This is a genomic window from Ligilactobacillus araffinosus DSM 20653 (assembly GCF_001435375.1).
Classification (GTDB): domain Bacteria; phylum Bacillota; class Bacilli; order Lactobacillales; family Lactobacillaceae; genus Ligilactobacillus; species Ligilactobacillus araffinosus.
Genome location: NZ_AYYZ01000012.1, coordinates 73,089 through 94,848 on the forward strand (window position 1 = coordinate 73,089; position 21,760 = coordinate 94,848).

23 protein-coding genes are annotated in these 21,760 nt (G+C 36.7%); 14 read left to right on the forward strand and 9 right to left on the reverse strand.

Translation table 11 applies throughout. The features are described 5' to 3' along the window. The first annotated feature begins 85 nt into the window (after positions 1-85). Entirely contained in the window at positions 86-1,423 is a 1,338-nt protein-coding gene (locus tag FC64_RS02385; RefSeq protein ID WP_057906371.1) for an amino acid permease, read from the forward strand. 31 nt (positions 1,424-1,454) lie between these two features. Here the strand turns inward: FC64_RS02385 and FC64_RS02390 are convergent, their stop codons facing one another. Next, complete coding sequence (locus FC64_RS02390; RefSeq protein ID WP_057906372.1) at positions 1,455-2,021, reverse strand: sugar O-acetyltransferase; 567 nt, start codon at positions 2,019-2,021, stop codon at positions 1,455-1,457. 62 nt (positions 2,022-2,083) lie between these two features. On the opposite strand from FC64_RS02390, the gene FC64_RS02395 reads away from it, so the two are divergent. From FC64_RS02395 to FC64_RS02415, 5 genes are all read left to right on the forward strand, one after another. Then, positions 2,084-2,692, forward strand: a complete 609-nt coding sequence (locus FC64_RS02395; RefSeq protein WP_057906373.1) for a sugar O-acetyltransferase — start codon at positions 2,084-2,086, stop codon at positions 2,690-2,692. A 72-nt stretch (positions 2,693-2,764) separates the two neighbouring features. After that, entirely contained in the window at positions 2,765-4,111 is a 1,347-nt protein-coding gene (locus FC64_RS02400) for an FAD-dependent oxidoreductase (protein WP_057906374.1), read from the forward strand. Positions 4,112-4,194: 83 nt separating this feature from the next. Then, positions 4,195-4,542, forward strand: a complete 348-nt coding sequence (locus FC64_RS02405) for an MmcQ/YjbR family DNA-binding protein (RefSeq protein ID WP_057906392.1) — start codon at positions 4,195-4,197, stop codon at positions 4,540-4,542. Positions 4,543-4,606: 64 nt separating this feature from the next. Beyond that, a complete protein-coding gene (locus FC64_RS02410) occupies positions 4,607-5,446 on the forward strand; it encodes a metallophosphoesterase family protein (RefSeq protein WP_057906375.1) in 840 nt (279 codons plus the stop codon). Then, entirely contained in the window at positions 5,440-6,348 is a 909-nt protein-coding gene (locus FC64_RS02415) for a cation diffusion facilitator family transporter (protein WP_057906376.1), read from the forward strand. Before FC64_RS02410 ends, FC64_RS02415 begins: the two co-directional genes overlap by 7 nt. Positions 6,349-6,399: 51 nt before the next feature. Here the strand turns inward: FC64_RS02415 and FC64_RS02420 are convergent, their stop codons facing one another. After that, positions 6,400-7,407, reverse strand: a complete 1,008-nt coding sequence (locus FC64_RS02420; RefSeq protein ID WP_057906377.1) for an NAD-dependent epimerase/dehydratase family protein — start codon at positions 7,405-7,407, stop codon at positions 6,400-6,402. A 21-nt stretch (positions 7,408-7,428) separates the two neighbouring features. Next, complete coding sequence (locus FC64_RS02425) at positions 7,429-7,947, reverse strand: phosphatidylglycerophosphatase A family protein (RefSeq protein ID WP_057906378.1); 519 nt, start codon at positions 7,945-7,947, stop codon at positions 7,429-7,431. A 184-nt stretch (positions 7,948-8,131) separates the two neighbouring features. On the opposite strand from FC64_RS02425, the gene FC64_RS02430 reads away from it, so the two are divergent. After that, positions 8,132-9,295, forward strand: coding sequence for a GNAT family N-acetyltransferase (locus FC64_RS02430; RefSeq protein ID WP_057906379.1), 1,164 nt, complete (start codon positions 8,132-8,134; stop codon positions 9,293-9,295). Between the two features lie 678 nt (positions 9,296-9,973). Here the strand turns inward: FC64_RS02430 and FC64_RS02435 are convergent. From FC64_RS02435 to FC64_RS02460, 6 genes are all read right to left on the reverse strand, one after another. Further along, positions 9,974-11,041, reverse strand: a complete 1,068-nt coding sequence (locus FC64_RS02435; RefSeq protein ID WP_057906380.1) for a linear amide C-N hydrolase — start codon at positions 11,039-11,041, stop codon at positions 9,974-9,976. A gap of 55 nt (positions 11,042-11,096) precedes the next feature. After that, positions 11,097-12,014 (reverse strand): Rgg/GadR/MutR family transcriptional regulator, encoded by a 918-nt coding sequence (locus FC64_RS02440; RefSeq protein WP_057906381.1) that lies wholly within the window; start codon positions 12,012-12,014, stop codon positions 11,097-11,099. 327 nt (positions 12,015-12,341) lie between these two features. Next, positions 12,342-13,475 carry a DUF4767 domain-containing protein gene (locus FC64_RS02445; protein WP_057906382.1) on the reverse strand — a complete coding sequence of 378 codons (1,134 nt, stop codon included), beginning with the start codon at positions 13,473-13,475 and terminating at the stop codon, positions 12,342-12,344. Positions 13,476-13,545: 70 nt separating this feature from the next. After that, positions 13,546-14,064 carry a biotin transporter BioY gene (locus FC64_RS02450; protein WP_057906383.1) on the reverse strand — a complete coding sequence of 173 codons (519 nt, stop codon included), beginning with the start codon at positions 14,062-14,064 and terminating at the stop codon, positions 13,546-13,548. Between the two features lie 75 nt (positions 14,065-14,139). Next, on the reverse strand, positions 14,140-14,457 hold the full coding sequence (locus FC64_RS02455) for a bacteriocin immunity family protein (RefSeq protein WP_057906384.1): 318 nt from the start codon (positions 14,455-14,457) through the stop codon (positions 14,140-14,142). An 11-nt stretch (positions 14,458-14,468) separates the two neighbouring features. Then, entirely contained in the window at positions 14,469-15,428 is a 960-nt protein-coding gene (locus tag FC64_RS02460; RefSeq protein WP_057906385.1) for a biotin--[acetyl-CoA-carboxylase] ligase, read from the reverse strand. Between the two features lie 252 nt (positions 15,429-15,680). Here FC64_RS02460 and FC64_RS07370 point away from each other — a divergent pair, with 252 nt between their 5' ends. The 7 genes from FC64_RS07370 (at position 15,681) to purB (ending at position 21,667) form a co-directional block, all read left to right on the forward strand. Beyond that, a complete protein-coding gene (locus tag FC64_RS07370) occupies positions 15,681-15,818 on the forward strand; it encodes a hypothetical protein (protein WP_202987239.1) in 138 nt (45 codons plus the stop codon). 109 nt (positions 15,819-15,927) lie between these two features. Beyond that, entirely contained in the window at positions 15,928-16,743 is an 816-nt protein-coding gene (locus tag FC64_RS02465; protein ID WP_057906386.1) for a PfkB family carbohydrate kinase, read from the forward strand. A 20-nt stretch (positions 16,744-16,763) separates the two neighbouring features. Then, the gene (locus tag FC64_RS02470) at positions 16,764-17,363 is read left to right on the forward strand and encodes a TIGR01440 family protein (RefSeq protein WP_202987240.1); all 600 of its coding nucleotides are present in this window, start codon (positions 16,764-16,766) and stop codon (positions 17,361-17,363) included. After that, on the forward strand, positions 17,353-17,850 hold the full coding sequence (locus tag FC64_RS02475) for an ECF transporter S component (protein WP_057906387.1): 498 nt from the start codon (positions 17,353-17,355) through the stop codon (positions 17,848-17,850). The genes FC64_RS02470 and FC64_RS02475 overlap by 11 nt, the downstream gene beginning before the upstream one ends. A 147-nt stretch (positions 17,851-17,997) precedes the next feature. Beyond that, the gene (gene hdhA, locus FC64_RS02480; RefSeq protein ID WP_057906388.1) at positions 17,998-18,810 is read left to right on the forward strand and encodes a 7alpha-hydroxysteroid dehydrogenase; all 813 of its coding nucleotides are present in this window, start codon (positions 17,998-18,000) and stop codon (positions 18,808-18,810) included. 272 nt (positions 18,811-19,082) lie between these two features. Beyond that, entirely contained in the window at positions 19,083-20,372 is a 1,290-nt protein-coding gene (locus tag FC64_RS02485; RefSeq protein WP_057906389.1) for an adenylosuccinate synthase, read from the forward strand. Between the two features lie 2 nt (positions 20,373-20,374). After that, positions 20,375-21,667 (forward strand): adenylosuccinate lyase, encoded by a 1,293-nt coding sequence (purB, locus tag FC64_RS02490; protein ID WP_057906390.1) that lies wholly within the window; start codon positions 20,375-20,377, stop codon positions 21,665-21,667. Positions 21,668-21,760 lie beyond the last annotated feature (93 nt).

Consider the following 21,760-nt stretch of genomic DNA (forward strand, 5'->3'; position numbering starts at 1 on the left):
CATGTTTCATATGAAACATGCCAAATTTATTTGTGAAATACGGTATAATTAAGCTAATCTTGAAAAATAATGGAGCGATTAGAGAATGGAAGAGAATAAACTTGCACGTAAATTATCTTCGCGGCACGTTCAAATGATTGCCCTCGGCGGGGCGATTGGGACCGGATTGTTTTTAGGTTCAGGAAATGCAATTCATCAAGCCGGTCCGATTTTATTAGTTTTGTATTTAGTGGCTGGAATTTTCTGTTTCTTTATGATGCGTGCCATTGGTGAATTGGTTCTTTCAGATACAAGTAAATCATCATTTATCGAATTTGTTCGCGCTTATCTCGGGGACCGATTTGAGTTTGTTATTGGCTGGACATACTGGCTTTGTTGGGAAAGTATTGCGATGGCAGACCTGACAGCCAGTGGAATTTACATTAAATTTTGGTTCCCACATATTCCACAATGGTTGACGGCCTTGATCATTGTCTTTATATTACTTGCATTTAATTTATTAAGTGTTGAACTTTTTGGGGAACTTGAATCGTGGTTCTCAAGTATTAAGGTGTTTGCGATCATTGCGTTAATCATTACTGGAATTATTTTGTTAGTGTGTCACACGAAGGTTGCTGGACATGCAGTTTCAGTCAGCAACCTTGTAGATTATGGTGGCTTTATGCCTAAAGGATTAAAAGGAGCTTTATCGGCATTTCCAATGGTAATTTTTGCATTTACTGGGATTGAAATGGTAGGACTAACTTCGGGTGAAACGGCCAATCCGCAACGTGACTTACCGAGAGCGATTAATACTCTTCTATTTAGAATTGCTTTATTTTATGTTGGAGCAATGTTTGTTTTGATGTGTATTTATCCATGGGATAAGGTTACGACTTCAGCAAGTCCATTTGTTCAAGTCTTTAGTGCATTGGGAGTTAAAGTCGCAGCCGGGGTAATTAATTTTGTGGTTCTAACAGCAGCTTTGTCAGCATGTAATAGCGCCTTATTTAGTACAAGCCGGACATTATTTGTGCTTTCCCATAGTAAATTCGCACCGCGAAAAATGGGCGAAGTCAATAATCGAAGTGTGCCGGTAACGTCGTTAGTTTTCTCATCATTAACGTTATTGATCATTGTTGTTTTAAACTTTATTCTTCCAGCCAAAATTTTTGAAATTATTTCAGATATTTCAACGGTCTGCTTCATCTTTGTCTGGTTGACCTTGATTTGGTGTCATTATAAATATCGGCGGCAAAACCCTGAAGGGACCAGCTTCAAGATGCCGCTTTATCCAATTTCCAACTTTGTAACAATGGCATTCTTTATTGGAATTTTAGGATTGTTGTTATTACAAAAAGAAATGGCGTTCGCATTGATTTTTGCATGCGGGTGGGTCGTTTTGATGTTTATCGCATATGGAATTTATCGAAGAAAAGTATAATAAAAGAACCTGGGAATTTTCCCGGGTTCTTTTATTTAATGATTCGAATAACTTTTGCCGGATTTCCGACGACCACGGCGTTATCGGGAACATCATGGTCAACGACACTCCCGGCGCCAATAATTGCATTGTTGCCAATAACAACGCCGCCAAGAATACAGACGTTGCCGCCGATCCAAACATTGTTTTTGATAGTAATTGGCTGTGCAATCATAATGTTATGTTCACGCTTTTGCGGGTCAAGGACAGGTTGCGCCGTATACATGCCAACTTTCGGGGCAATGTTTGCTTGATTGCCGATTTCGATCGGGGCGTAATCCATTAAGGTACAATCGTGATTCAAAAAAACTTCATTTCCCATTGTAATATTAAATCCAAATTGGCAATGAAAATTTGGCTCAATATAAGGATCAGTTCCAATTTGATTGAAAAGGGCTGTTAGTAATTCTAAATTATAACCGTGATTTTGATTGACTTGTCGGTTATATTTAAAACACTGATTAAATGCTTTTTGATGGGCAATCATGATGCGGGGATCATGGGCATCAAATTTTTGGCCATTGATCAACTGGTTAATTTCTTCGATTTTTTGTTTCATGTGAACCCCCCCTCTTTAAAGGTTTATAATTACTTTAAGTATACCGCATTGAAGGTGAAATTTTGGACTTAGAAATCCATCAGGCGTTAACGGCTGAAGAAATTGAGCATGTTAAGCAAATTACAAATACAGGAAAATTGTACTATGATTATGACCCGTTAATTGAACAGGCGCGCAATTATGCCTTTTACGTTTGTCGCCAGTTTAATCAAACATTTGAACAAACCAATCATGGCGAAATGCAGTTAATGATGGACCTTTTTGGTAATTTAGGGAACCATGCTGAAATTGGTAAGGGATTTATTACTGAGTTTGGGTTTAATTTGCATGTTGGTGATCATTTTTATGCCGGGCAGAATTTAAAGGTAATTGACTGTAATGTGATCAAAATCGGGGATTACGTTCAAATCGGTGATAACTGTGGTATTTATACTTCAAATCACGCATTCGATCCTCAGAAAAGGGCAGACCACTGGTGCAGCGACCATCCAATTACGATTGGCAGCCATGTTTCAATTGGAAATGACGTTACGATTCTGCCGGATATCACAATTGGCGATAATACGATTGTCCGGTCAGGAAGTGTTGTAACGCATGATCTTCCGGCAAATGTGATTGCAGCAGGCGCGCCATGTACGATGGTCAAAAATCTTTCTAGTGAAGTAGAGTAATCATTTGCAAGTTAGAATCTCTTTAAGTATCCTTAAATTGAAATTACATATCATATAAAGAGGTGCTGACAAATGAAAATCAGTATTATTGGTGCAACGCATGCAGGAACATTTGCTACAATGCAAATTTTAAAAGACCATCCTGATTATGATGTGACGGTTTTTGAAAGAAACGATAATGTTTCATTCCTTTCATGCGGAATTGCATTATGGGTTGGTGATCATATTGCAGATCCTAATAAAATGTTTTATTCAAGTCCGAAAGAACTTGAGAAGATTGGCGCACATATGAAAATGCAACACGAGGTTTTGGCAATTGATCCAGATGCTAAACAGCTAAAAGTTAAGGATCTGAATGGCGGAAAAGAATTTGTTCAAGATTACGATAAACTGATTATTACTACCGGATCTTTGCCAGTTGTACCTCCAATTAAAGGCATTGATAATCCTAAAGTCTATCTTTGCAAGGATTACGGCGACGCTCAAGTTTTACGTGAAAAATTTGCAGGAATTGAAAAAGCAGTGATCATTGGGGCCGGTTATATTGGAGCTGAACTTTCAGAACAGGCAACAATAGCTGGAAAAGAAGTAACCTTAATCGATGCCTTCCCACGGGTTTTATATAAGAACTTTGATAAAGAAATCAGCGACCGAATTGAACAAGAATATCGGGATCACGGCACAAAATTGGCATTGGGTCAAAAGGTTCAATCTTTTGAAGATGCTGGTAACCAGGTCATCGTTAAAACCGATAAAGGCGAGTATGAAGCTGACATTGCGGTTTGGTGTGCCGGTTTCAAACCGAATACAAAATTAGCAGAAGGCAAGCTCGAAATGCTTCCGAATAAAGCCATTCGAACAAATGAATACATGCAAACCAGCAACCCGGATATTTATGCTGCCGGTGATGCAACCAATGTTCACTATAATCCAACGGGCAAAGCAGATTATATTCCGTTGGCAACCAATGCAATTCACCAAGGAATTTTGATTGGGCAAAACATCGATAAGCCAACTGTTAAATACATGGGAACGCAAGCCACCTCAGCCGTTGAATTATTCGGAACATGTATGGCAGCTTCCGGACTGACAGTTGAAGGTGCTGAAGCACGGGGGCTAACAGTTGATGCGGTTACAACTGAAGAAAATTATCGCCCAGAATTTATGCTCACAACGACTCCGGTTGTTTCCCGACTAGTTTGGAATCCAACAACGCACCGAATCTTAGGTGGAGCTGTTTACAGCAAGCATGATGTATCACAGTCGGCTAATGTGTTGTCACTAGCAATTCAAAATCGAATGACAATTGAAGAACTTGCTGGGGTTGATATGTTATTCCAACCAAACTTTGATCAACCGTTAAATTGGTTAAATAAAGTTGCAATGGCAGCCGTTGATAAGGCAAACCAAGTGAAATAATAAATGAGGAAGGGTTCTAGTTTTTGCTAGAACTTTTTTTATATAATGTTTCATGTGAAACACAAATTGAAAAGAGTGAAACAATGGAACGTCGGGAATTAATTAATTGGGTATTAGCTAATACAGATGGATATGAATGTTATCCATTTAATGGACCGAATAGTCATGAGAAAATCAAATGGACGGTAATTAAACATCAAGCAAATAGTAAAATTATGGCATTGATTTTTGAAATTGATAGCCAGTTATTAATTGATATTAAGCTTGATCCAGATAAGGGGGATATTTTACGACAAAATATAAAAGGCGTTTATCCGGGATATCATATGAATAAAGTTCATTGGAATATCATCGCGGTTAATCTAACTTCACTGACCAAAGATGAAATACATGAGCTTATCAAGGAAAGCGCAAAGTTAACATTGAAGTAATTGTCAATTATTGTGGAAACGATTAAGATTAAATGTAAAGAATAAACTAAAACGGGGGATTGAGATGCGAAAATTAGCATTGATCGGCGATAGTCATGGGAACTATCAAGCATTGAAAGCTGTATTGGAAGATGCCCAAAAACAAAACGTTGATGATTACGTTATTTTAGGTGACATTACGAATCGCGGGCCAGAGCCGTTGGAATGTGTTGAAGCTCTGCAACAGGTTAAACCATTAACATGGATCATTGGGAACCACGAAGCTGTTTATCGAAGTTTAATTGATCATCAATTTATGGGGTTTGAAGATAACCCGAAAGCAATTATGGCAATCATTACTTCGACGTATGACCGGGAAAAACTTGGAAAAGCAAAATTTAATTGGTTATCCCAATTACCATTGAAACAGGAAATCAAAGTTGAAGAAATTACTTTTAACATTTTCCATTCGACTCCTACTAAATGTCGCGGTGGTTTCAGTTATCCAACAAATGAACAGATGAACTTTGATGAATTGATGAGTCAAACCGATGCGGATGTCGGAGTTTACGGCCATACGCATCGTTCAATTTTACGGATGACAAATGATGGCCGATATATTTTCAATCCGGGAAGTGTTGGAATGCCAGTGTCTGATCGATTAGAGATTAGCGGGAAGGCTAGTTATGGAATTTTGACAATTGATCATCGGAGTGTTTTAAGTTGGGATCAACGCAATGTTCCTTACGACTTAGAAAAGGAATTGCAAATTGCCCGTGAACGGGAAATTCCATATTATGATCTATACGAAGAATTATTGCAGACCGGAAAGTTTACGTTCAATCAAGAAAAAGTTGCTGCTGAAAATCAAAAATGTGATTATTTGGCCCAAGCATTATCAAATGTGGAGAAGATTGAATGGTAAAAAAAGATAACTCATATGAAGAAAATGAAAGTATGACGTGGGAAAAGTTGCAATCAGAACAATTCAAAAACTATCGCCTTGTTAAACGCAGTCTGGTTTTTAATGTTCTGACGTATGTCTTAATTTTCTTGATCGAATATGGGCTTGCAATTCAGAGTGGAGCAGAGGTCTTAAAAGCGGATGCTTTTAATAACTTATCGGGTATAATTTCGACGTTCCTATTGATTGTTGGAATTCACATTGCGAGTGATGAAGATGAAACGCGGCTGATTGGATTTCCGGTAAGTGATCAAAATGAGTTGAGTAACCGGAAAAGAGTTCGGTTGTCACGCTTCCGCTTTGAAACGATTTTTACCCTTGTAACATCGATTTTGATGATTGGAATTGTTGGGGCTGGAATTTCAGTTATTTTGATTCTTTTGATTTATATCATTAACTATTCAAGTGGTAAGAAGACTAACAGCACAGCGTTGTTGGCATCAGCCCAAGATAGTCTGGGTGATATTTTAACAAGTGTTGGGACTGCAGCTTCGATTTTTGCAATGTGGAAATTTGGAATTCGATGGATTGATAGTATTGCAAGCATTGTTATCGGATGTTTTATTTTATATTCAGGATTTAAGATTTTTCTTGAAAGTAGCTTAAATCTTGCTGATTATTTTAATCCACGAAAAGAAGAAAAATATAAAAAGATGATTTTAAACAATCCGCAAATCAAGTCGGTCCCGGGATTAACGGCGCACTACAATGGAAGTTTGGTGACCGTTGAAGCCGAGGTAATAGTCAGTGGGAAGATGATCGTTAAAGAATCATTTATTCTTGCTGAACAGATTGAAGAAACCTTAAAGCAGGAGTGTGGCGTTTCGGATACAAAGATTATTTTTTATCCAAATGAAATTTAAAAAGCGATGAGCAACTTTTGCTCATCGCTTTTTGTGTTTCACATGAAACAATTATTGTTGGCTTTCAAGTTCAATAATATACCGAATCGTCTTCCGTAATTCTTTGCGAATGTCTTCACGTTTTACGTGTAACTTTGGAAATGTATCAGCCCAATTTAAGTAACAGAATTTTTGCTGAACGTGAGCGATCATTTCCATGTGAATTCCGCTTTCACGATTTTGTTCAGCAAGATTTTGATCAAGCTCCTTGTAAGTTGGTAAACCTTCTTCAAGGGTAATTACAGGTATTTGTGTATTTGTTCCGAGTTCCTCCTTGATAATGTTGGCAAATTCTTCATAGGTCATATTAATATCACCGATGGCAAATGTTTCACGATGATGTCCGTAAAGAAGAGCGCCAACTGCAGCTTGACCAACTTGCGTAGCCGTTACACATGCAGTGCCGCCTTTGAAGACTGGATAAACGTCGTTATCGCGAATTCGATCGACAAACATTTGCCAGAGAGGCATACGTTCTTTCATTGTTCCGAAGATGTATGGCAAACGTAATCCGCAAACTTCTATTTTGCCTTCGCCTTCAGCAAATGCAACTTGTTCTTGAAGAAGGCGGGTGTTGATGTATGGTGAATCTTTCAATCCTGTTTCAGGGTAACGTTCAGCCATTTCAGCAAAGTATGAACCAAAGACGACAAATTTTCTCAATCCTGCTTGACAAGCGAGACGCACCATTCGTTGGGTTGGCAAAACGTTGGCTTCATAATAGAAGCGCTTTGCCGGAATTTCAGCTTGAATTCGTTCATCCGCTCCGGCAGCATAGATGAATCCATCACAGTCGCTGAGCATCTCAATGACTTCTTGGTCATTCATTTCGTTGATATTGCCGACAAGGCATTCAACGGTATCCATGCCTTCAAGCGGATTGTCTTCTTTAATAACCGTATCTTTTTTAGGTGGAAGTGAAAGGGTTTTGACCTTAATATCATTATTTAATAATTCTTTAATTGTATGGTATCCAAGAAACCCGGTTCCACCGAGAACAAAAACTTTATTAAATTTCATTGAGATCTACTCCTTCATTAATCATTCCATGTCGCTTGCGCTTAAATTGTGAGCTAAATATCCCTCAGCACAGGCCTGAATTGCAGAAATGCAGTCATCGAGCATCGTTGCAATTTGACCGCCGTTTTTTTGAGCGGTATCAAGTTTTTTTGCTGCATTCGATTTATGAACATCAAGGTAGCCAAAATTTGAAACAGCAATTGAACCGTAAAGCTGAGCAATTCCGTTAATTGCAAGCATTTCATCGACCCCAAAACATGGATTATCCTCGGCAATAATTGTCTGTAACGGCTCAGGCAATTGATGCGCATTTGCAAGGTTATCAATTGCAAGAGCAACCATAATGGCATTGCGTACTTCTCGTTTGCTTAAAACTTTGCGGACTGCCATTTTAGCCTCATCGATTGTCAGTTCGTTATTAAATTGACGTTGATGTTCCCAAGCGTGAGTTGCAATTTCATTAAGTGAAATATCACGTTTATTTAGTTCAGCTTGAATATAGTTCCAAACTTCTTGATCAGGGTAGATATCATTTGTCATTTTTTCACTTCCCTTAACTTATTCAGATAAAATTATATTAAATAAGCGTTTCCAGAGCAATTATTTAAACTGAGAATCATATTTAATAATTTAATTATTATTTAATCAATTTTTCGTGCACATTGGTATATACATCCGGTTAAGAAAGCGTTATCATTTCTTTATAAGGAAGGAGGGACCTCAGATGGAAGATTTAATTTTACAATCTTCAGAACGTGAATTGCTTTATCAACTTTATTTGTATGCTTTTAACCGGCAGGATTTACCTGCACGAAAAGCATTCTTTATGAATCGAGTTGAACATGGAAAGGTTTTTCGAATCAAAGATGATGATCAAATTATTAGTGCTTTGTACCGATTGCCATTTGAACTTCGAATTGGGGATCAACTTTTTCAAATGGGCGGGATTGGTGATGTGATGACCTATCCGGAATATGGCGGACATGGGTACGCAACTACTTTGTTAAAGGCGGCTTTGGAAGACATGAATGCTGATGGTTATGAGCTGTCATTTTTAGCCCCTTTTTCGCAACGTTATTACCGGCGATTAGGTTTTGAACAAGTTGAAAATTCATTTACATATGAAATTGATTCGGAGAAACTTCGACCAGTCAAGGTAAAAAATAAATATAAAATTGAACGGACTTCGTTTGCGAGTTCCGTAGATGAAATTGCTGAATATTATTGTCAGGCGGTTGCAATCCAAGACGGAAAAATCAATCGTCAGCCATGGTGGTGGCATTATCTGACTTTGAAGAATAATTGGAATGTAGCGAAGGTATATGATTCTACTAAGATGATAGGCTATGCAATTTATGAAATTCAAAGGACGGAATTAGTTGTTTTTGAAATGAATTATCAGGATGGGGATACATACCAAACACTATTGGATTTCATTGCGGCGCATTCAAGTATGGTTAAAAGGTTCATTTTCAAGGATTACAGTAACTTTTACCAGGGATATTATTCGTCTGAACCGGGTGAAATGAATGTGCACATTGAACCGTATATGATGGGCAGAATCGTTAATTTTAAAAGTTTTATTACCAAATATCCGTTTGGGAATGAGTTTGGAACGGTTGCCATTAAAGTTGAAGATAATATTCTTCAATCAAATAACGGTATTTGGAAAGTAAGTAAGGATGAAATTAAACAAGTTTCCCAAGAAGACCATTGGCAAATTAAGGGAAAAATTAATAATTTGTCAGCTTTTTTCCTTGGACAATCATCTTTAAGGCAAGCGATTCAATTTCATCGAATTCAAACACAATCAATTGGTAATGACCAATTAACACGGTTTGACTCAGCGATTAAGAAGAGTATTTTAGGATTCAATGATTACTTTTAATTGGAAGAGGAAGAAGCATTGAGTATTTAGTGGTAATTTAAAGAAAATTAGCTGACTTTGATTGTTAGAATAGTTATCTATTTTTTAAGACATTCGAAAAACAAATATGGCTTAAAGAATACAAAGGTGCTATTAAGTTAAATTAAAATTTAATTATTAAGAGATTGTTAAAAAACTTAGCAATCTCTTTTTTTATGGCTGTAATTTAGAATTTCAGAACGATGAAATCCGTTGTGCCTCTAAGAGTTTTACGATGGGAGATAACCTTACAAAGAAACAACGGATAGGGGACTAAGAATTCAATTAGAAATTGAGCTAAAAACTAGGGTAACTTAATATACAGTGTTAGGATAAAAGTGAAATTAAAGGAAAGTTTTAAGGAGGGATTCAAATGAAAAAAGTATTAAACTTCTTCATTATGAAACATGATTTAACTTCAATTACAGCATTAATGCAAAACTTGAAGTACAATCGGAATTTATAAAGGTTGAAGGAATCAGGATATGAATTCATATAAATAAGCTCACAAGATATTTAAAATCTTGTGAGCGTTTTTTATTATTTTCAAATTAGTGTTTCTACCATTAAAATAAAACGAAAACTGGTAAGTTTCCGTTTTAACGATGTGACATCTAAAATTAAAAATTTTTGAAACTTCTAAGTAAAATCGATTGTAATCTAATTAACCTTTTGAAAATCAGGAGCTTGGTTTTTAAGCGGAAAACATTTGATTTCTGTATTCTGTAATTCATGATTTAAATCAACACATTGAATGGTTGAATTTTCATATGACTTCCAGTAAAATTTCAGCGACTCAGCACACATTGTCGCAGTATAAATTGTTTCGTCATAATCTTGTTGATTACCATTATTATCAACTTTAACGATTCCTAATGGCATTGCGACATTATCAAGAAGATGGAATAAATATTGAATTCCCTCTTCTTCATTTTTACCTTTAACACCATAATATTTAAGAAATGATGCACGAATAAAGCGCGACTGAGAGGTGAAGTCACCTGGAAGTCCAAGAGCGCCAGTCCCTTTAAAAGGTTTCGTAACCTCAATCCCATCCATATTACGGTTGGGGAATTCTTCATTTCTGACATTTAAATAACCTAAAAGATTTTGTTTATGCCACCGGTAATCTGGGCTATTGGTCATTACGCCTGCAGTATTTCGATAGATTGTCATTTGTTGGTTATCCGGTTCAATAATGACAGTTTCTCCTGAGCGGTCAGAAAAAGCCCAATGAACGGTTGGAAGAGTTCCAGCAATTGATTGGTTTATACATGTTGTCTCCTTGGTGAGCAGATTAACTACATCATCAACAGTGGCACATTGTAATAATGCATGTGTAACAACGTAGCCAGGATTTAGCTCCTGACTATTGGGACGTGGAACATCTGGAAATGAAGCAAATCCAGCGTAAAATAATTGGCCTCCCATTAGACCTTTTTCATTGATTCCCTCATAAAAAACGGGAGTAACTTTCATGGCAGTAGTACCGACCCCGACAGCTGCATACTTAGCCTTTACAATATTTTTTTCGCATAAATTATGGTCATACGGTGTGCCAGCAGTATAATATTTTATCTTTCGAGGAACAACAATTGTAGCTGATTCATTAATTGAATTAAAGTCGTAATTTCTTCCCCAAAGATGTTTACCGTCTGAAGTTTCCCAGGCAATACTTGAACACCCCGCATTTAATTGCTTAGCGACTTGACGAATTTTTGAATTCATTTGATCAACTCCTGTCTAATTTCAACTTTGTTATAACATAATAGGACTTAAAAAACTATTGATTCAGTTTTTGATAACTTTCTTTTAATAAGCACGAAAGTTCAGTGTTACGAAAATGATAAGTTTGGCAAACCTCCTTGATAAAGGTTAAGGCAGCTTTTAAATAACCTTTTGAATCGGTTAGCTGTAAAATTTGAATGGCTTCTTTGATATTCTGTAATCCGATTGATTGGCTTGAAAGAAGGAATACAATTCCTGAAAATAATTTATAAAGAGTTTTTTCAAAAAGCATATCCTCATGGAGAGAGAAGTTCTCAAGTTTACTAACAACTTTAATGGCAGAAAGTAAATCTTGATGAGAAATATCAAACGCAAGAATAACGCATAAACTTCGGAAACTTTCATTGCCATAAATATGCATTAATTCATAACTATCTAAGTTACGAATAATCCTTTTCTCCATTGCATTGACAGCAGAAGGATCAAAAATAAAAATTACACTGTTAAAAAGAGTATGTTCATAGTGAGTCCATACATCACATTTTAATAAATAATTTAAAAGGGTATTTTTAACTGTTTGATCAAATGGATCATCCTGAAGAAAATTCAGAATTAAGGTTGTAACACATTGTAAATGAAAATAAGTTTGATTGTTAGGTTCTTGCTGTGCATAAGTTGAGATTGTTGCATGAATTTCTTGTAAAAGAGAAATATTACGAGTAATTGTTGCATCTCGAATTTGCATGGCAATTTCATTAAAATAATCAGGTTTATATCCTCGTGAAATATAAAGAAATTCCTCAAAGCTAACGTGTAGATTTTGAAGCAAAGTCAGAAAACTATTAATGGAGGGTTGCGTTTCACCGTTAATAAACCGATTATAAGAAGATTTTGTAATCGTGTTAGCCGTAATTTGTTGAATTGAAATGTGCTTGTTTTTTCGAATGTTTGAAATTGCTTTGCCAAAATTCATATGATTCACTTCCTTAAAGATAAACTCTAATTGTAATGATATCGTTTACAAACTAAAGTTGCAAATGTGAACATTAACTCCCAATAATGGTTATTTTAGATATTTAAAGAAAATAATATAGTTATACTTAAAGGGTAAGGAATAGCAATAAAATTGATAACCGTGGGGAAAGTAAGTTAAAATGTTTCGGTACTGATAGAACGGATTATTGAATATCGGAATTTTAGGGAAGAGAGGTTCCGATTCAAAATCGTTATTCCTGAGTAAGATTTTATGGGGATAAAAATGGTCTGGATTTTGTAAAATCCAGACCATTTTTTATATTAATTAACGTGTACTTTCACCATCATACGTTGTACCTTGTTGCTGTTGTGCTAAATCTTGTGAGCGATAGTAATTGCTATCTAACCAAATGCCAGCGCCACTAGCAGCAACTAAAACTGGAACATTCTTTCCGTTAATATTTTCAGTCATGATTTTATAATATTCACCGTCGCCAGCACTTTGATACCAACCGTAAACATTTAACCAACCGTTAATATGGTTAAAGTAAGCCCAGTTTCGTCTACTACTATCAATTGTACTTTTATTTGCTTGTTTTTCTGAATCCGTAATCTTATGAACTTCAGTAACATCATTCGGGTCTTCAGAACCAGTTAATTTATTACCACTAATTGTGATCGATGTAACTTTATCGTCGGCTTTATCGTATGTATACCATGTTCCTTGCATGTCTGCCGGGAAGTTATCCGGAGCATCTAATTGTGAACTAGAACTTTGATTGGTATTATTATTTACTTTTTGACCACTAACAGTTGGCGTCTTTCCATTGGCGATTGCCTTGAAACCGTTGCTCAAATCTTGGTTAGCCGTTTCCTTGAAGTGTAACCCGTCATCTGGACCATTATTGGCAGATTTCGTTACATTTCCGTTAGTTTGTTGGGTAATTAAAACAACCGGGTCACCGTGATGGAAAGTGAAGAGATAAAGGTGTTCGTCCATCGATTGAGCAGTATCACTATCACAGTAAATTGCAACTACGTTGTAATCTGCATTCCCTGTTCTGTCATTTGACCATTTCATAGAAACAGTTTGGTTATCGACTTTTAATAAAATTTGATCAAATTGTTGCGGAAATGCAATACCATAGAAATTGGTATTATTTCCCGGGCCATAACTCTTATATTGCTGGTTCATGGTTGCACCCCATTTTTGCATGAATGAAGCCAGCTTTTGATTTTTCGATTGATTCCACAATGACTGTCTCTGTCTCTGTTGATCATTAATTGTTGTAGTTGCGATTGTTGCTAGTGACTGATTCTTTTGGGTATTTTGATCAGTAACCTTATTAGTTTCAATTGCATTGTTTTGATGCGTTGAATGACTAACTTGTGAATTTCCGCAACCGCCAAGTAAAACAGCGGAAGTTAAAAGTGGAACAAGAAGGAATCCTTTTTTCATATGATCCACACTCCTTAAAATTATTTACATTGTTAGTATATCAAAAATCAAAACAATCAATGCAACGGGCTTATTTGTTTCTGATTTGAGCAGCAATCCGCGGACCAATCAAAGCAGTTAAAATAGCTTTAATCGTATCCCCCGGAATGAAGACTAAACTTGAAATTAAAGTTGAGGTTAATTTAGCGTGAGTATACCATGCTAACCATATTCCACCCGCAACGTCCATAAACAGAACACCCCATAACCAAACAATAACGAGAGTTAATGAGAATTTCTGAATATGAAATTTTTGTATAAAGAATCCGATTAGAAACGGAACGATTAACCAAGTGTAGAGATATCCGCTTGTCGGACTAAAAAATTGGGCTGGCCCGCCGGTAATCAGTGAGATAAGTAGAAATAGGGCAACGCTGGCTGTTCCTTTTTTCGGTCCTAAAATAACCCCTGCAAGCATGATTCCAAGATTTTGAACAATGATTGGAACGGGAAGGATTCCGGTCGGAATCGGTGGGATAAATCCTAAAACTAAAATACAGGCGGCCATTAAAGCGACCTGAGCAAGACTGATTGTTGATGAATGTTTCATAAAAAAACTCCTTAAAATATGATTTAAGGATAGTTTTACACATTGTTAACCATAAATCAACATAATAGTTAACAATTATCGTAAAAACAGATTGCCTAAATTTGCAAACCCATTTTCAGCAATGCGTTTTTGGGCAATTTGATTTGCAACTTGGTAAAGGTGTTTGACTTCGGGGGTAAACTTAATGTTTTTAATATGCTGGTCGATTAAAATGTAAGTTGAAAAATCATGAATGAGCTTTATGCAACAGGTAATTGCGTCCATTCCATGATTTAAATTTTGAGCAGCTTTCAAGATCAACTGTCCAAGCTTACTGTTTTGATCACTTTCAGAAAGTGAATTATACGCGGTGTCAATTAGGCTGAATAATTCCTGATTACTTATTTTTCCCATGAGATTTCTCCTTAAAAATAGATTTTTTGAACTTCTCCTGAATAATATGTCTGAAGATGGTTTTGTTTATCCTTAACGACTAATCCGCCATCGTTGCTGAGATCGACAACTTCGCCATGGATCAGTTCCGGACCAACTTGCATGTCGATTTGTTTGCTCATTAAATTTAATCGTTGGCGGTATTCCTGAAGGTAGTGACCATCTTCATAATCGGTAAGTACACTGAGCAAATTATTGATCAGTTCTGCTGCAATGACGTTGAGGTCGGTTGGCAGTCTATCGCTGATGGCTTGGACTTTTGACTTTAGTTCTTCAGGAAAATCTTGCGTTGTTAAGTTAATCCCAACGCCAATCACTAATTCGGTTGGTGCTAAGGATTCAAGGTCAGTAGTGGCCTCCGTTAAGATTCCTGCAATTTTTTTGTGACCAATGTAAAGATCGTTAACCCATTTAACATTGAAATTTTGTTCCGGAAAGAATTTTTGTAGAGCATGAATGACTCCAATTGCAATGCTGGTTGTTATCAGTGATGGGTTAAGCGGTTGATTATTTAGCGGAATGGCCAGACTTAAATAAATTCCGCCGTGTTCCGGGGAGTAAAAATCGCGCTTAAAGCGGCCGTAACCGTTTGTTTGTTTTTCAGCAACCACAGCAAACGGCCGAGTTAACGAATGCCCGTTGAGATATTCTTTCAGATATGTGTTAGTTGAATTAATTGTTTTAAATGTCTGGACATTAACTGGCTGATCAAGTTGATGTTCGATTAATTCATTATTTAGTGCATACCCGGATTCAAGTTGATAGCCGGCACTGCGTTTACTTTTAATTTGAAAGCCGTCATTTTCAAGGGATTTAATGTATTTCCAAATCATTGTGCGGCTGATATTGAACTTTTGAGCTAGTTCATCGCCTGAGATCCAATCATCTTGCGAAGTAAAAAGTAAATTTAAAATTTCCTGTTTAAAATCCATGATCAAACTCCATATAGTTATTCTTGTAAACATTATACAGCGATTAAGGTTAATAAAAAATACCAGAAATCAGTCTGTGTCAAGATTAGAGAAAATTAAGTAATTCCAGATGTTTTAATGTATAGGATTGAATTGTAATTAAGATGAAATTGGCAATCGAATTCGATTCTTTTTTCTTGATTCAAATGATAATTGCGTTATAACAAAGATGTAAGGAATCTTAATTCCGAAATTGGAAGAAGGCGAGTAGTTATGGCTAAGGCTTTAAGTAAGGAAGAGCGGAAAGAACTTGCTCGGAAAGAAATGGAAGCTCGTGCTAAGGAACCAGCCAAGAAACAAGGAGCTGGGTTTGCACAGTTAGACATTGATGCTCAAAAATTACAAAACTAGAATTTGGAAATTGAATATTTGATAAGCAGATCTCTTAAGGAGGTCTGTTTTTTTAGTTAAAATCGATTTATAATACATAAAATAGTTTATTAATCAAAGAAAGAATATTATGAAGAACGCATTTATAATTGAAGATTTATCAAGTTTAAATAGTATTTCAATGAATGTTGCCGGGCCAATCGTTGCAAGTTATGGCTTGCGCACATTGCAGGTTCCAGTGCAAAATTTTGTTACCCAGACTGAAATGGAGGGGACGATCCAAACCAATTACGCTGCCGAATGGTTGAGAACGATGTTTAAAACCGCTCATCAACAGTTTAAAGATGCCGAAAATATCGGTTTGATCGGTTACTTAGGGAAGTCAGAAATTATTGATTTAATTAAAAAGAGCGAGTTGATCAATGATTTTCAGTTGCTTTTGATTGATCCAGTCATGGCCGATAATGGGCATTATTATCCGTTGTTGGATGCAACTTATTGTAACCGTTTAAAACAACTATTACTATTTGCCGATGTGGTTACTCCGAATGTAACTGAATTGGCATTTTTAACGGAAAATCAATATTCAACTTTGTTTTCAGAAGAGCAGATTGCAGCCGTGGTTAGTCAATTGCGTGGACTATTGAAGAAGAATGCAACGGTAGTGGTAACCGGAATTGAAACTCAAGGTCAGGTTGGCTGTTATTGGGACGATGGCGTTTCATGTGGAACAAATTATTTGCGCAAAGTTGATGGCCATTTTTATGGAACGGGAGATGCGTTTGCAGCGGCATTACTTGGCGAACTTAGTGAACATGCCCAGTTGAGCGAATGCTTACCGCAAATTATGGAACGGCTTCAAGCAAGCATTCGCAATACCCTTTTAAGTGAAAATGATTTAAAATTAGGGGTAGATATTACGCCAATGCTCCGGCGGAATGATTAATTGCTTTAAGGAGGATCATCATGATTGATTTAGCAGATATCAAAGAAAATTTATCAGATGTATTAACTGATTATTTTAATAATGAAAAGTTTGATTTGAAACCCGGATCACTGTTTGTTGTTGGATGCAGCACGAGTATGATTCGCGGTGAATGGATGGGGACCGATTCTGCATTATCAATTGGAAAAGCTGTTTACGAAACGTTACAAGCATTCTTAAAACCGCGGAAGATCGATCTTGCTATTCAAGGTTGCGAACATATCAACCGGGCGTTATTAATGGAACGGGAAGTCGCTGAAAAACACAATTTTGAAATTGTTTCAGTTTGCCCATCAATGCATGCTGGTGGTGGTACTCAAGTTGCAGCGTATGAAGAAATGGAAGATCCCGTTGAGGTTGAACATATTATTGCGGATGGCGGCATCGATATTGGCGGAACTGACATCGGAATGCATGTTAAATTTGTTCAAGTTCCCGTTCGTTTAAAGCATCATATGATTGGGGCAGCCAATGTTACTGGATTATACACCCGGCCAAAATTGATTGGTGGGCAACGCGCATTGTACACATTTTCAGATAAGAATAAGATTGATACGTGGGATAATTTAAATGAAAAGTAATAAATTAAAATTAATGACCGTGACAGCCTTATTGACGGCATTGAACATTGTGATTAGCCGAATTTTGATAATTCCGATTCCGTTTACGCATGGAAACATTAATCTGTGCGATGCAGGAATCTTTATTATCGCGACGTTATATGGGCCATGGCCAGGGTTATTTGCTGGCGCAGTATCAGGCTTTTTATTAGATTTGATTTCCGGTTATAGTCAATATATGTTCTTTTCACTAATTATTCATGGCCTAGAAGGATTGATTGTCGGACTCCTGTTCCAACGATTGCATGCTGAAAGGGCAAAAATGAAACAAATTGGGATTATGCTTGTCGGAACGATTATCATGGTTGCCGGGTATTTCTGCTCAGATTCAATTTTATACAACATTCAAACTGGATTACTTGGAATCCCGATGAACTGCATTCAAGGCGTTGTCGGATTGATGGTTGCGGTATTACTGACCCCGCAATTGCGAAAAATAATTAAATAATAAAAAGTTAATTAAGGTTGCAATGTTAGTTGTAACCTTTTTAGTTTGGTTGTTTATGTTTGGTACGTACCTTTGGTTTAATTGATTATTATATTTTTTTGTAATAGAATAGATGAAACCGTAAAAATTATTGGAGATGAAAGCGTTATGAGTAAGAAATTAGAAAATAAGATTGCTATTGTCACAGCAGCGAGCCGTGGTATTGGGCTTGAAATTACGCATAAATTGGTTGAAGAAGGTGCAACGGTTTATATGGCCGTGCGCGATAGTGAAAAGAACCGAAAGTTAACAACGGAATTAAATGCCGAAAATAAGCAATATCAATTTGTTTTCTATGATGCATTTGATTATCCTTCATACAAAGAAGCAGTTAAGGATGTTATATCAGATACTGGCCGGCTAGATATTCTGGTTAATAATTTCGGCTGGACAGATGTTAAGGCCGACACAACATTAACTGACGGTGATTCAGACGCATTTAAGAAAATAGTTGATGTCAATATTATGAGTACATACTATATGTCAAAGTATGCTGTTCAACAAATGAAAACGCAAAAGACAGGCGGTAATATTGTTAATATTTCATCTGTTGCAGGCAATACGCCAGATATTGCGCGGTTGGCTTATGGTGTTTCAAAGGCAGCCATTAACTCATTGACGCAACAAACGGCGGTTGAGTATGCACGGGATAATATTCGAGTAAATGCTATTTTACCAGGTTTGGTTGCGACAGATGGATCATTAGATAATATGTCAGATGCATTTTTGGATACATTTTTAAAGCATGTGCCATTAAATCGAATTGCTAAACCACGTGATATTGCCAATGCGGTTGCGTTTTTATTAAGTGATGAGGCTAGTTTTATCACTGGGGAATTAATTCCAGTCGCAGGTGGTTTTGGCTTACCAACTCCAATCTACGGAGATTTTCAGAAAACAAACCAAGTGCAAACAAAATAGTTGCTTCAATTGTAATAAAAAAGGAGGGGCTAAAATTAATTTTTGATGTTACTAAACAACCAGAATTTGATCTGGTTGTTTTTTTAAACTTTTATTAAATTAAAGTTCGTATAAATTGACTTATAACTCTAAATGATAATTGTAGGTTAATTAATAACTAAATAATTGATTTATATTCCAAATAATATTCGTATTTTTGTTGACGGTTATTACTTAAAATTGGTAAACTTACATCGTAATTATTGATTTAAGAGAAACAAGGAGATTTTTAAATGTCATCGATTGTAATTATGGGAAGTCAATGGGGCGACGAAGGCAAAGGAAAAATGACCGATTGGTTAGCCCAAAAAGCAGATATGGTTGTTCGCTATCAGGGCGGAAATAATGCCGGTCATACGATTGCATTCAATGGAAATACATATAAGTTGCAAGCAATCCCTTCAGGAATTTTCGAGTCCCAGAAGACTAATGTGATTGGAAATGGTGTTGTGGTTAACCCCAAGGCACTTTTAGATGAAATTCAGATTCTTAAAGATGCTGGAATCACCCCATCGAATTTAAAAATTTCAAGTCGAGCACATTTGATTTTGCCATATCATATTCAGCTTGATATTGCCCAAGAAAAACAGCGGGGTGATCAAAAAGTTGGAACGACTCATAACGGAATTGGACCAGCATATATGGATAAAGCTGCCCGAATTGGAATTCGGATGTGTGATCTCCTTGAAAAGGACACTTTTGCTGTAAAATTAAAAGAAAATTTAGAACAGAAAAATGCCCTTTTTGAGAAAATATATGGTGAAAAGCCATTTGAATTTGAAGCATTATTTAATGAATATTATGAATACGGACAGCAATTAAAGGATCACGTTACTGATACATCGGTTCTTGTAAACGATGCAATTAATGCAGGAAAAAATGTACTGTTTGAAGGTGCTCAGGGTGTAATGCTTGATTTGGATCATGGAACATATCCGTATGTAACTTCTTCAAATCCAATTGCAGGTGGTGCACTTGTGGGAACAGGTGTTGGTCCACAATCATTGACCAAGATGGTTGGTGTTTGCAAAGCCTATTCAACCCGGGTAGGGGAAGGCCCATTTCCAACGGAACTTACAAATAAAATAGGCGACCTGATTCGTGAAAAAGCTCACGAATATGGAACGGTAACCGGCCGACCACGCCGAATAGGATGGTTTGATGCGGTTGCGATGCGGCATGCAAAGCGAGTTTCAGGAATGAATTGTTTGAGTTTAAACTTGCTTGATATCTTTACAGGGTTAAACAAAGTTAAGATTTGTACGGCGTATATGCTTGATGGCAAACAAATTGATTACTATCCTGCAAGTTTAAAAGAACTGGAGCGTTGCGAACCAGTATATGAAGATTTTGATGGCTGGACAGAAGATATTTCCGATGTGACTGAATATGACCAGCTACCAGAAAATGCTAAAAAATATTTAAATCGAATTGAGGAGTTAACAGGATTACAACTGATGACTGTTTCAGTTGGTCCAAGTCGGGAACAAACAATTACACTAAAGGATGCATGGGAGGATTAGTAATGCTAGCAAGATATTCACGTCCAGAAATGGCAAAAATTTGGACAGACGAAAGTAAATACGGTGCTTGGTTAAAAGTTGAAATTGCGGTTACGAATGCATGGGCTAAACTAGGCGTTGTGCCGCAAGAAGATGCTGAAAAAATTGCGAAGAACGCTTCGTTTACGGCTGAACGAGTTGCTGAAATGGAAAAAGTTACTCATCATGACGTTGTAGCGTTTACGCGGACGGTTTCAGAATCACTTGGTGAAGAGAAAAAATGGGTACATTACGGACTTACAAGTACGGATGTAGTAGATACTGCGCAAGGATATTTGTTAAAACAAGCTGATCAAATTCTTCGCCAAGATTTAGAAGAACTGAAAGAAACAATTAGGAAGATGGCATTAAAATATAAAAACACCGTTATGATTGGCCGAACGCATGGAATTCAAGCTGAACCGATGACTTTTGGATTAAAAATGTGCCGGTGGTATACTGAAATTCAACGTGATATTGAACGGTTTGAACATGCCGCTGCCGGAGTAGAATGTGGTGAAATCAGCGGTGCGGTTGGGACTTATGCGAATGTTCCGCCGGAAGTTGAAAAAAGTGTTACAGAAGAATTGGGGTTAAGTCGGCAACCAGTAACAAGTCAGGTATTGCCACGGGATTTACACGCTGAATATATTGCAACGCTAGGTTTAATTGCTACTAGTTTAGAAGAATTTGCAACCGAAATTCGCGGGTTGCAGCGTTCTGAAATTCATGAAGTTGAAGAGCATTTCAATCCAGGACAAAAAGGATCATCAGCAATGCCGCATAAACGGAACCCAATTGGATCGGAAAATATTTGCGGAATGGCGCGGGTATTGCGTGGAAATATTGTAACAGCGTATGAAGATGTTGCGTTATGGCATGAACGGGATATTTCGCATTCATCTGCCGAACGGGTTATTTTACCAGATTCAACAATTGGTTTGGATTATATGTTGCATCGTTTTACTAAGATCCTTTCAACTTTGGATGTTTTCCCTGAAACAATGGAGGAAAATATGAATAAGACATATGGTTTGATTTATAGTCAGCGACTATTATTGAAGCTGATTAATACCGGGATGTCGCGTGAAAAAGCTTACGATATGGTACAAAAGTTAACCGCTAAATCATGGAATGAGCATTTACAATTCCGCGATTTAGTTGATCAGAGTGAAGTTGCTGAAATTCTGCCAAAAAGTGAAATCGATGATGCTTTTGATTACCATTATCATTTACGCCATCTTGATGAAATTTATCATCAAGTTGGGATTGAATAATCAATTATAACAAAATATATAAATAAAGAGACCGTAATATGAAGTGAACCCCAAAAATTGGACACTTTATTAATTAGGCAATAAGGGACTGAG

Bases quoted from the DNA above. Each gene is read 5' to 3' on its own strand.
- FC64_RS02385 (WP_057906371.1), top strand. From the start codon at position 86: ATGGAAGAGAATAAACTTGCACGTAAATTATCTTCGCGGCACGTTCAA.
- FC64_RS02390 (WP_057906372.1), bottom strand. From the start codon at position 2,021: ATGAAACAAAAAATCGAAGAAATTAACCAGTTGATCAATGGCCAAAAA.
- FC64_RS02400 (WP_057906374.1), top strand. From the start codon at position 2,765: ATGAAAATCAGTATTATTGGTGCAACGCATGCAGGAACATTTGCTACA.
- FC64_RS02405 (WP_057906392.1), top strand. From the start codon at position 4,195: ATGGAACGTCGGGAATTAATTAATTGGGTATTAGCTAATACAGATGGA.
- FC64_RS02410 (WP_057906375.1), top strand. From the start codon at position 4,607: ATGCGAAAATTAGCATTGATCGGCGATAGTCATGGGAACTATCAAGCA.
- FC64_RS02415 (WP_057906376.1), top strand. From the start codon at position 5,440: ATGGTAAAAAAAGATAACTCATATGAAGAAAATGAAAGTATGACGTGG.
- FC64_RS02420 (WP_057906377.1), bottom strand. From the start codon at position 7,407: ATGAAATTTAATAAAGTTTTTGTTCTCGGTGGAACCGGGTTTCTTGGA.
- FC64_RS02425 (WP_057906378.1), bottom strand. From the start codon at position 7,947: ATGACAAATGATATCTACCCTGATCAAGAAGTTTGGAACTATATTCAA.
- FC64_RS02430 (WP_057906379.1), top strand. From the start codon at position 8,132: ATGGAAGATTTAATTTTACAATCTTCAGAACGTGAATTGCTTTATCAA.
- FC64_RS02435 (WP_057906380.1), bottom strand. From the start codon at position 11,041: ATGAATTCAAAAATTCGTCAAGTCGCTAAGCAATTAAATGCGGGGTGT.
- FC64_RS02440 (WP_057906381.1), bottom strand. From the start codon at position 12,014: ATGAATTTTGGCAAAGCAATTTCAAACATTCGAAAAAACAAGCACATT.
- FC64_RS02445 (WP_057906382.1), bottom strand. From the start codon at position 13,475: ATGAAAAAAGGATTCCTTCTTGTTCCACTTTTAACTTCCGCTGTTTTA.
- FC64_RS02450 (WP_057906383.1), bottom strand. From the start codon at position 14,064: ATGAAACATTCATCAACAATCAGTCTTGCTCAGGTCGCTTTAATGGCC.
- FC64_RS02455 (WP_057906384.1), bottom strand. From the start codon at position 14,457: ATGGGAAAAATAAGTAATCAGGAATTATTCAGCCTAATTGACACCGCG.
- FC64_RS02460 (WP_057906385.1), bottom strand. From the start codon at position 15,428: ATGGATTTTAAACAGGAAATTTTAAATTTACTTTTTACTTCGCAAGAT.
- FC64_RS07370 (WP_202987239.1), top strand. From the start codon at position 15,681: ATGGCTAAGGCTTTAAGTAAGGAAGAGCGGAAAGAACTTGCTCGGAAA.
- FC64_RS02465 (WP_057906386.1), top strand. From the start codon at position 15,928: ATGAAGAACGCATTTATAATTGAAGATTTATCAAGTTTAAATAGTATT.
- FC64_RS02470 (WP_202987240.1), top strand. From the start codon at position 16,764: ATGATTGATTTAGCAGATATCAAAGAAAATTTATCAGATGTATTAACT.
- FC64_RS02475 (WP_057906387.1), top strand. From the start codon at position 17,353: ATGAAAAGTAATAAATTAAAATTAATGACCGTGACAGCCTTATTGACG.
- hdhA (WP_057906388.1), top strand. From the start codon at position 17,998: ATGAGTAAGAAATTAGAAAATAAGATTGCTATTGTCACAGCAGCGAGC.
- FC64_RS02485 (WP_057906389.1), top strand. From the start codon at position 19,083: ATGTCATCGATTGTAATTATGGGAAGTCAATGGGGCGACGAAGGCAAA.
- purB (WP_057906390.1), top strand. From the start codon at position 20,375: ATGCTAGCAAGATATTCACGTCCAGAAATGGCAAAAATTTGGACAGAC.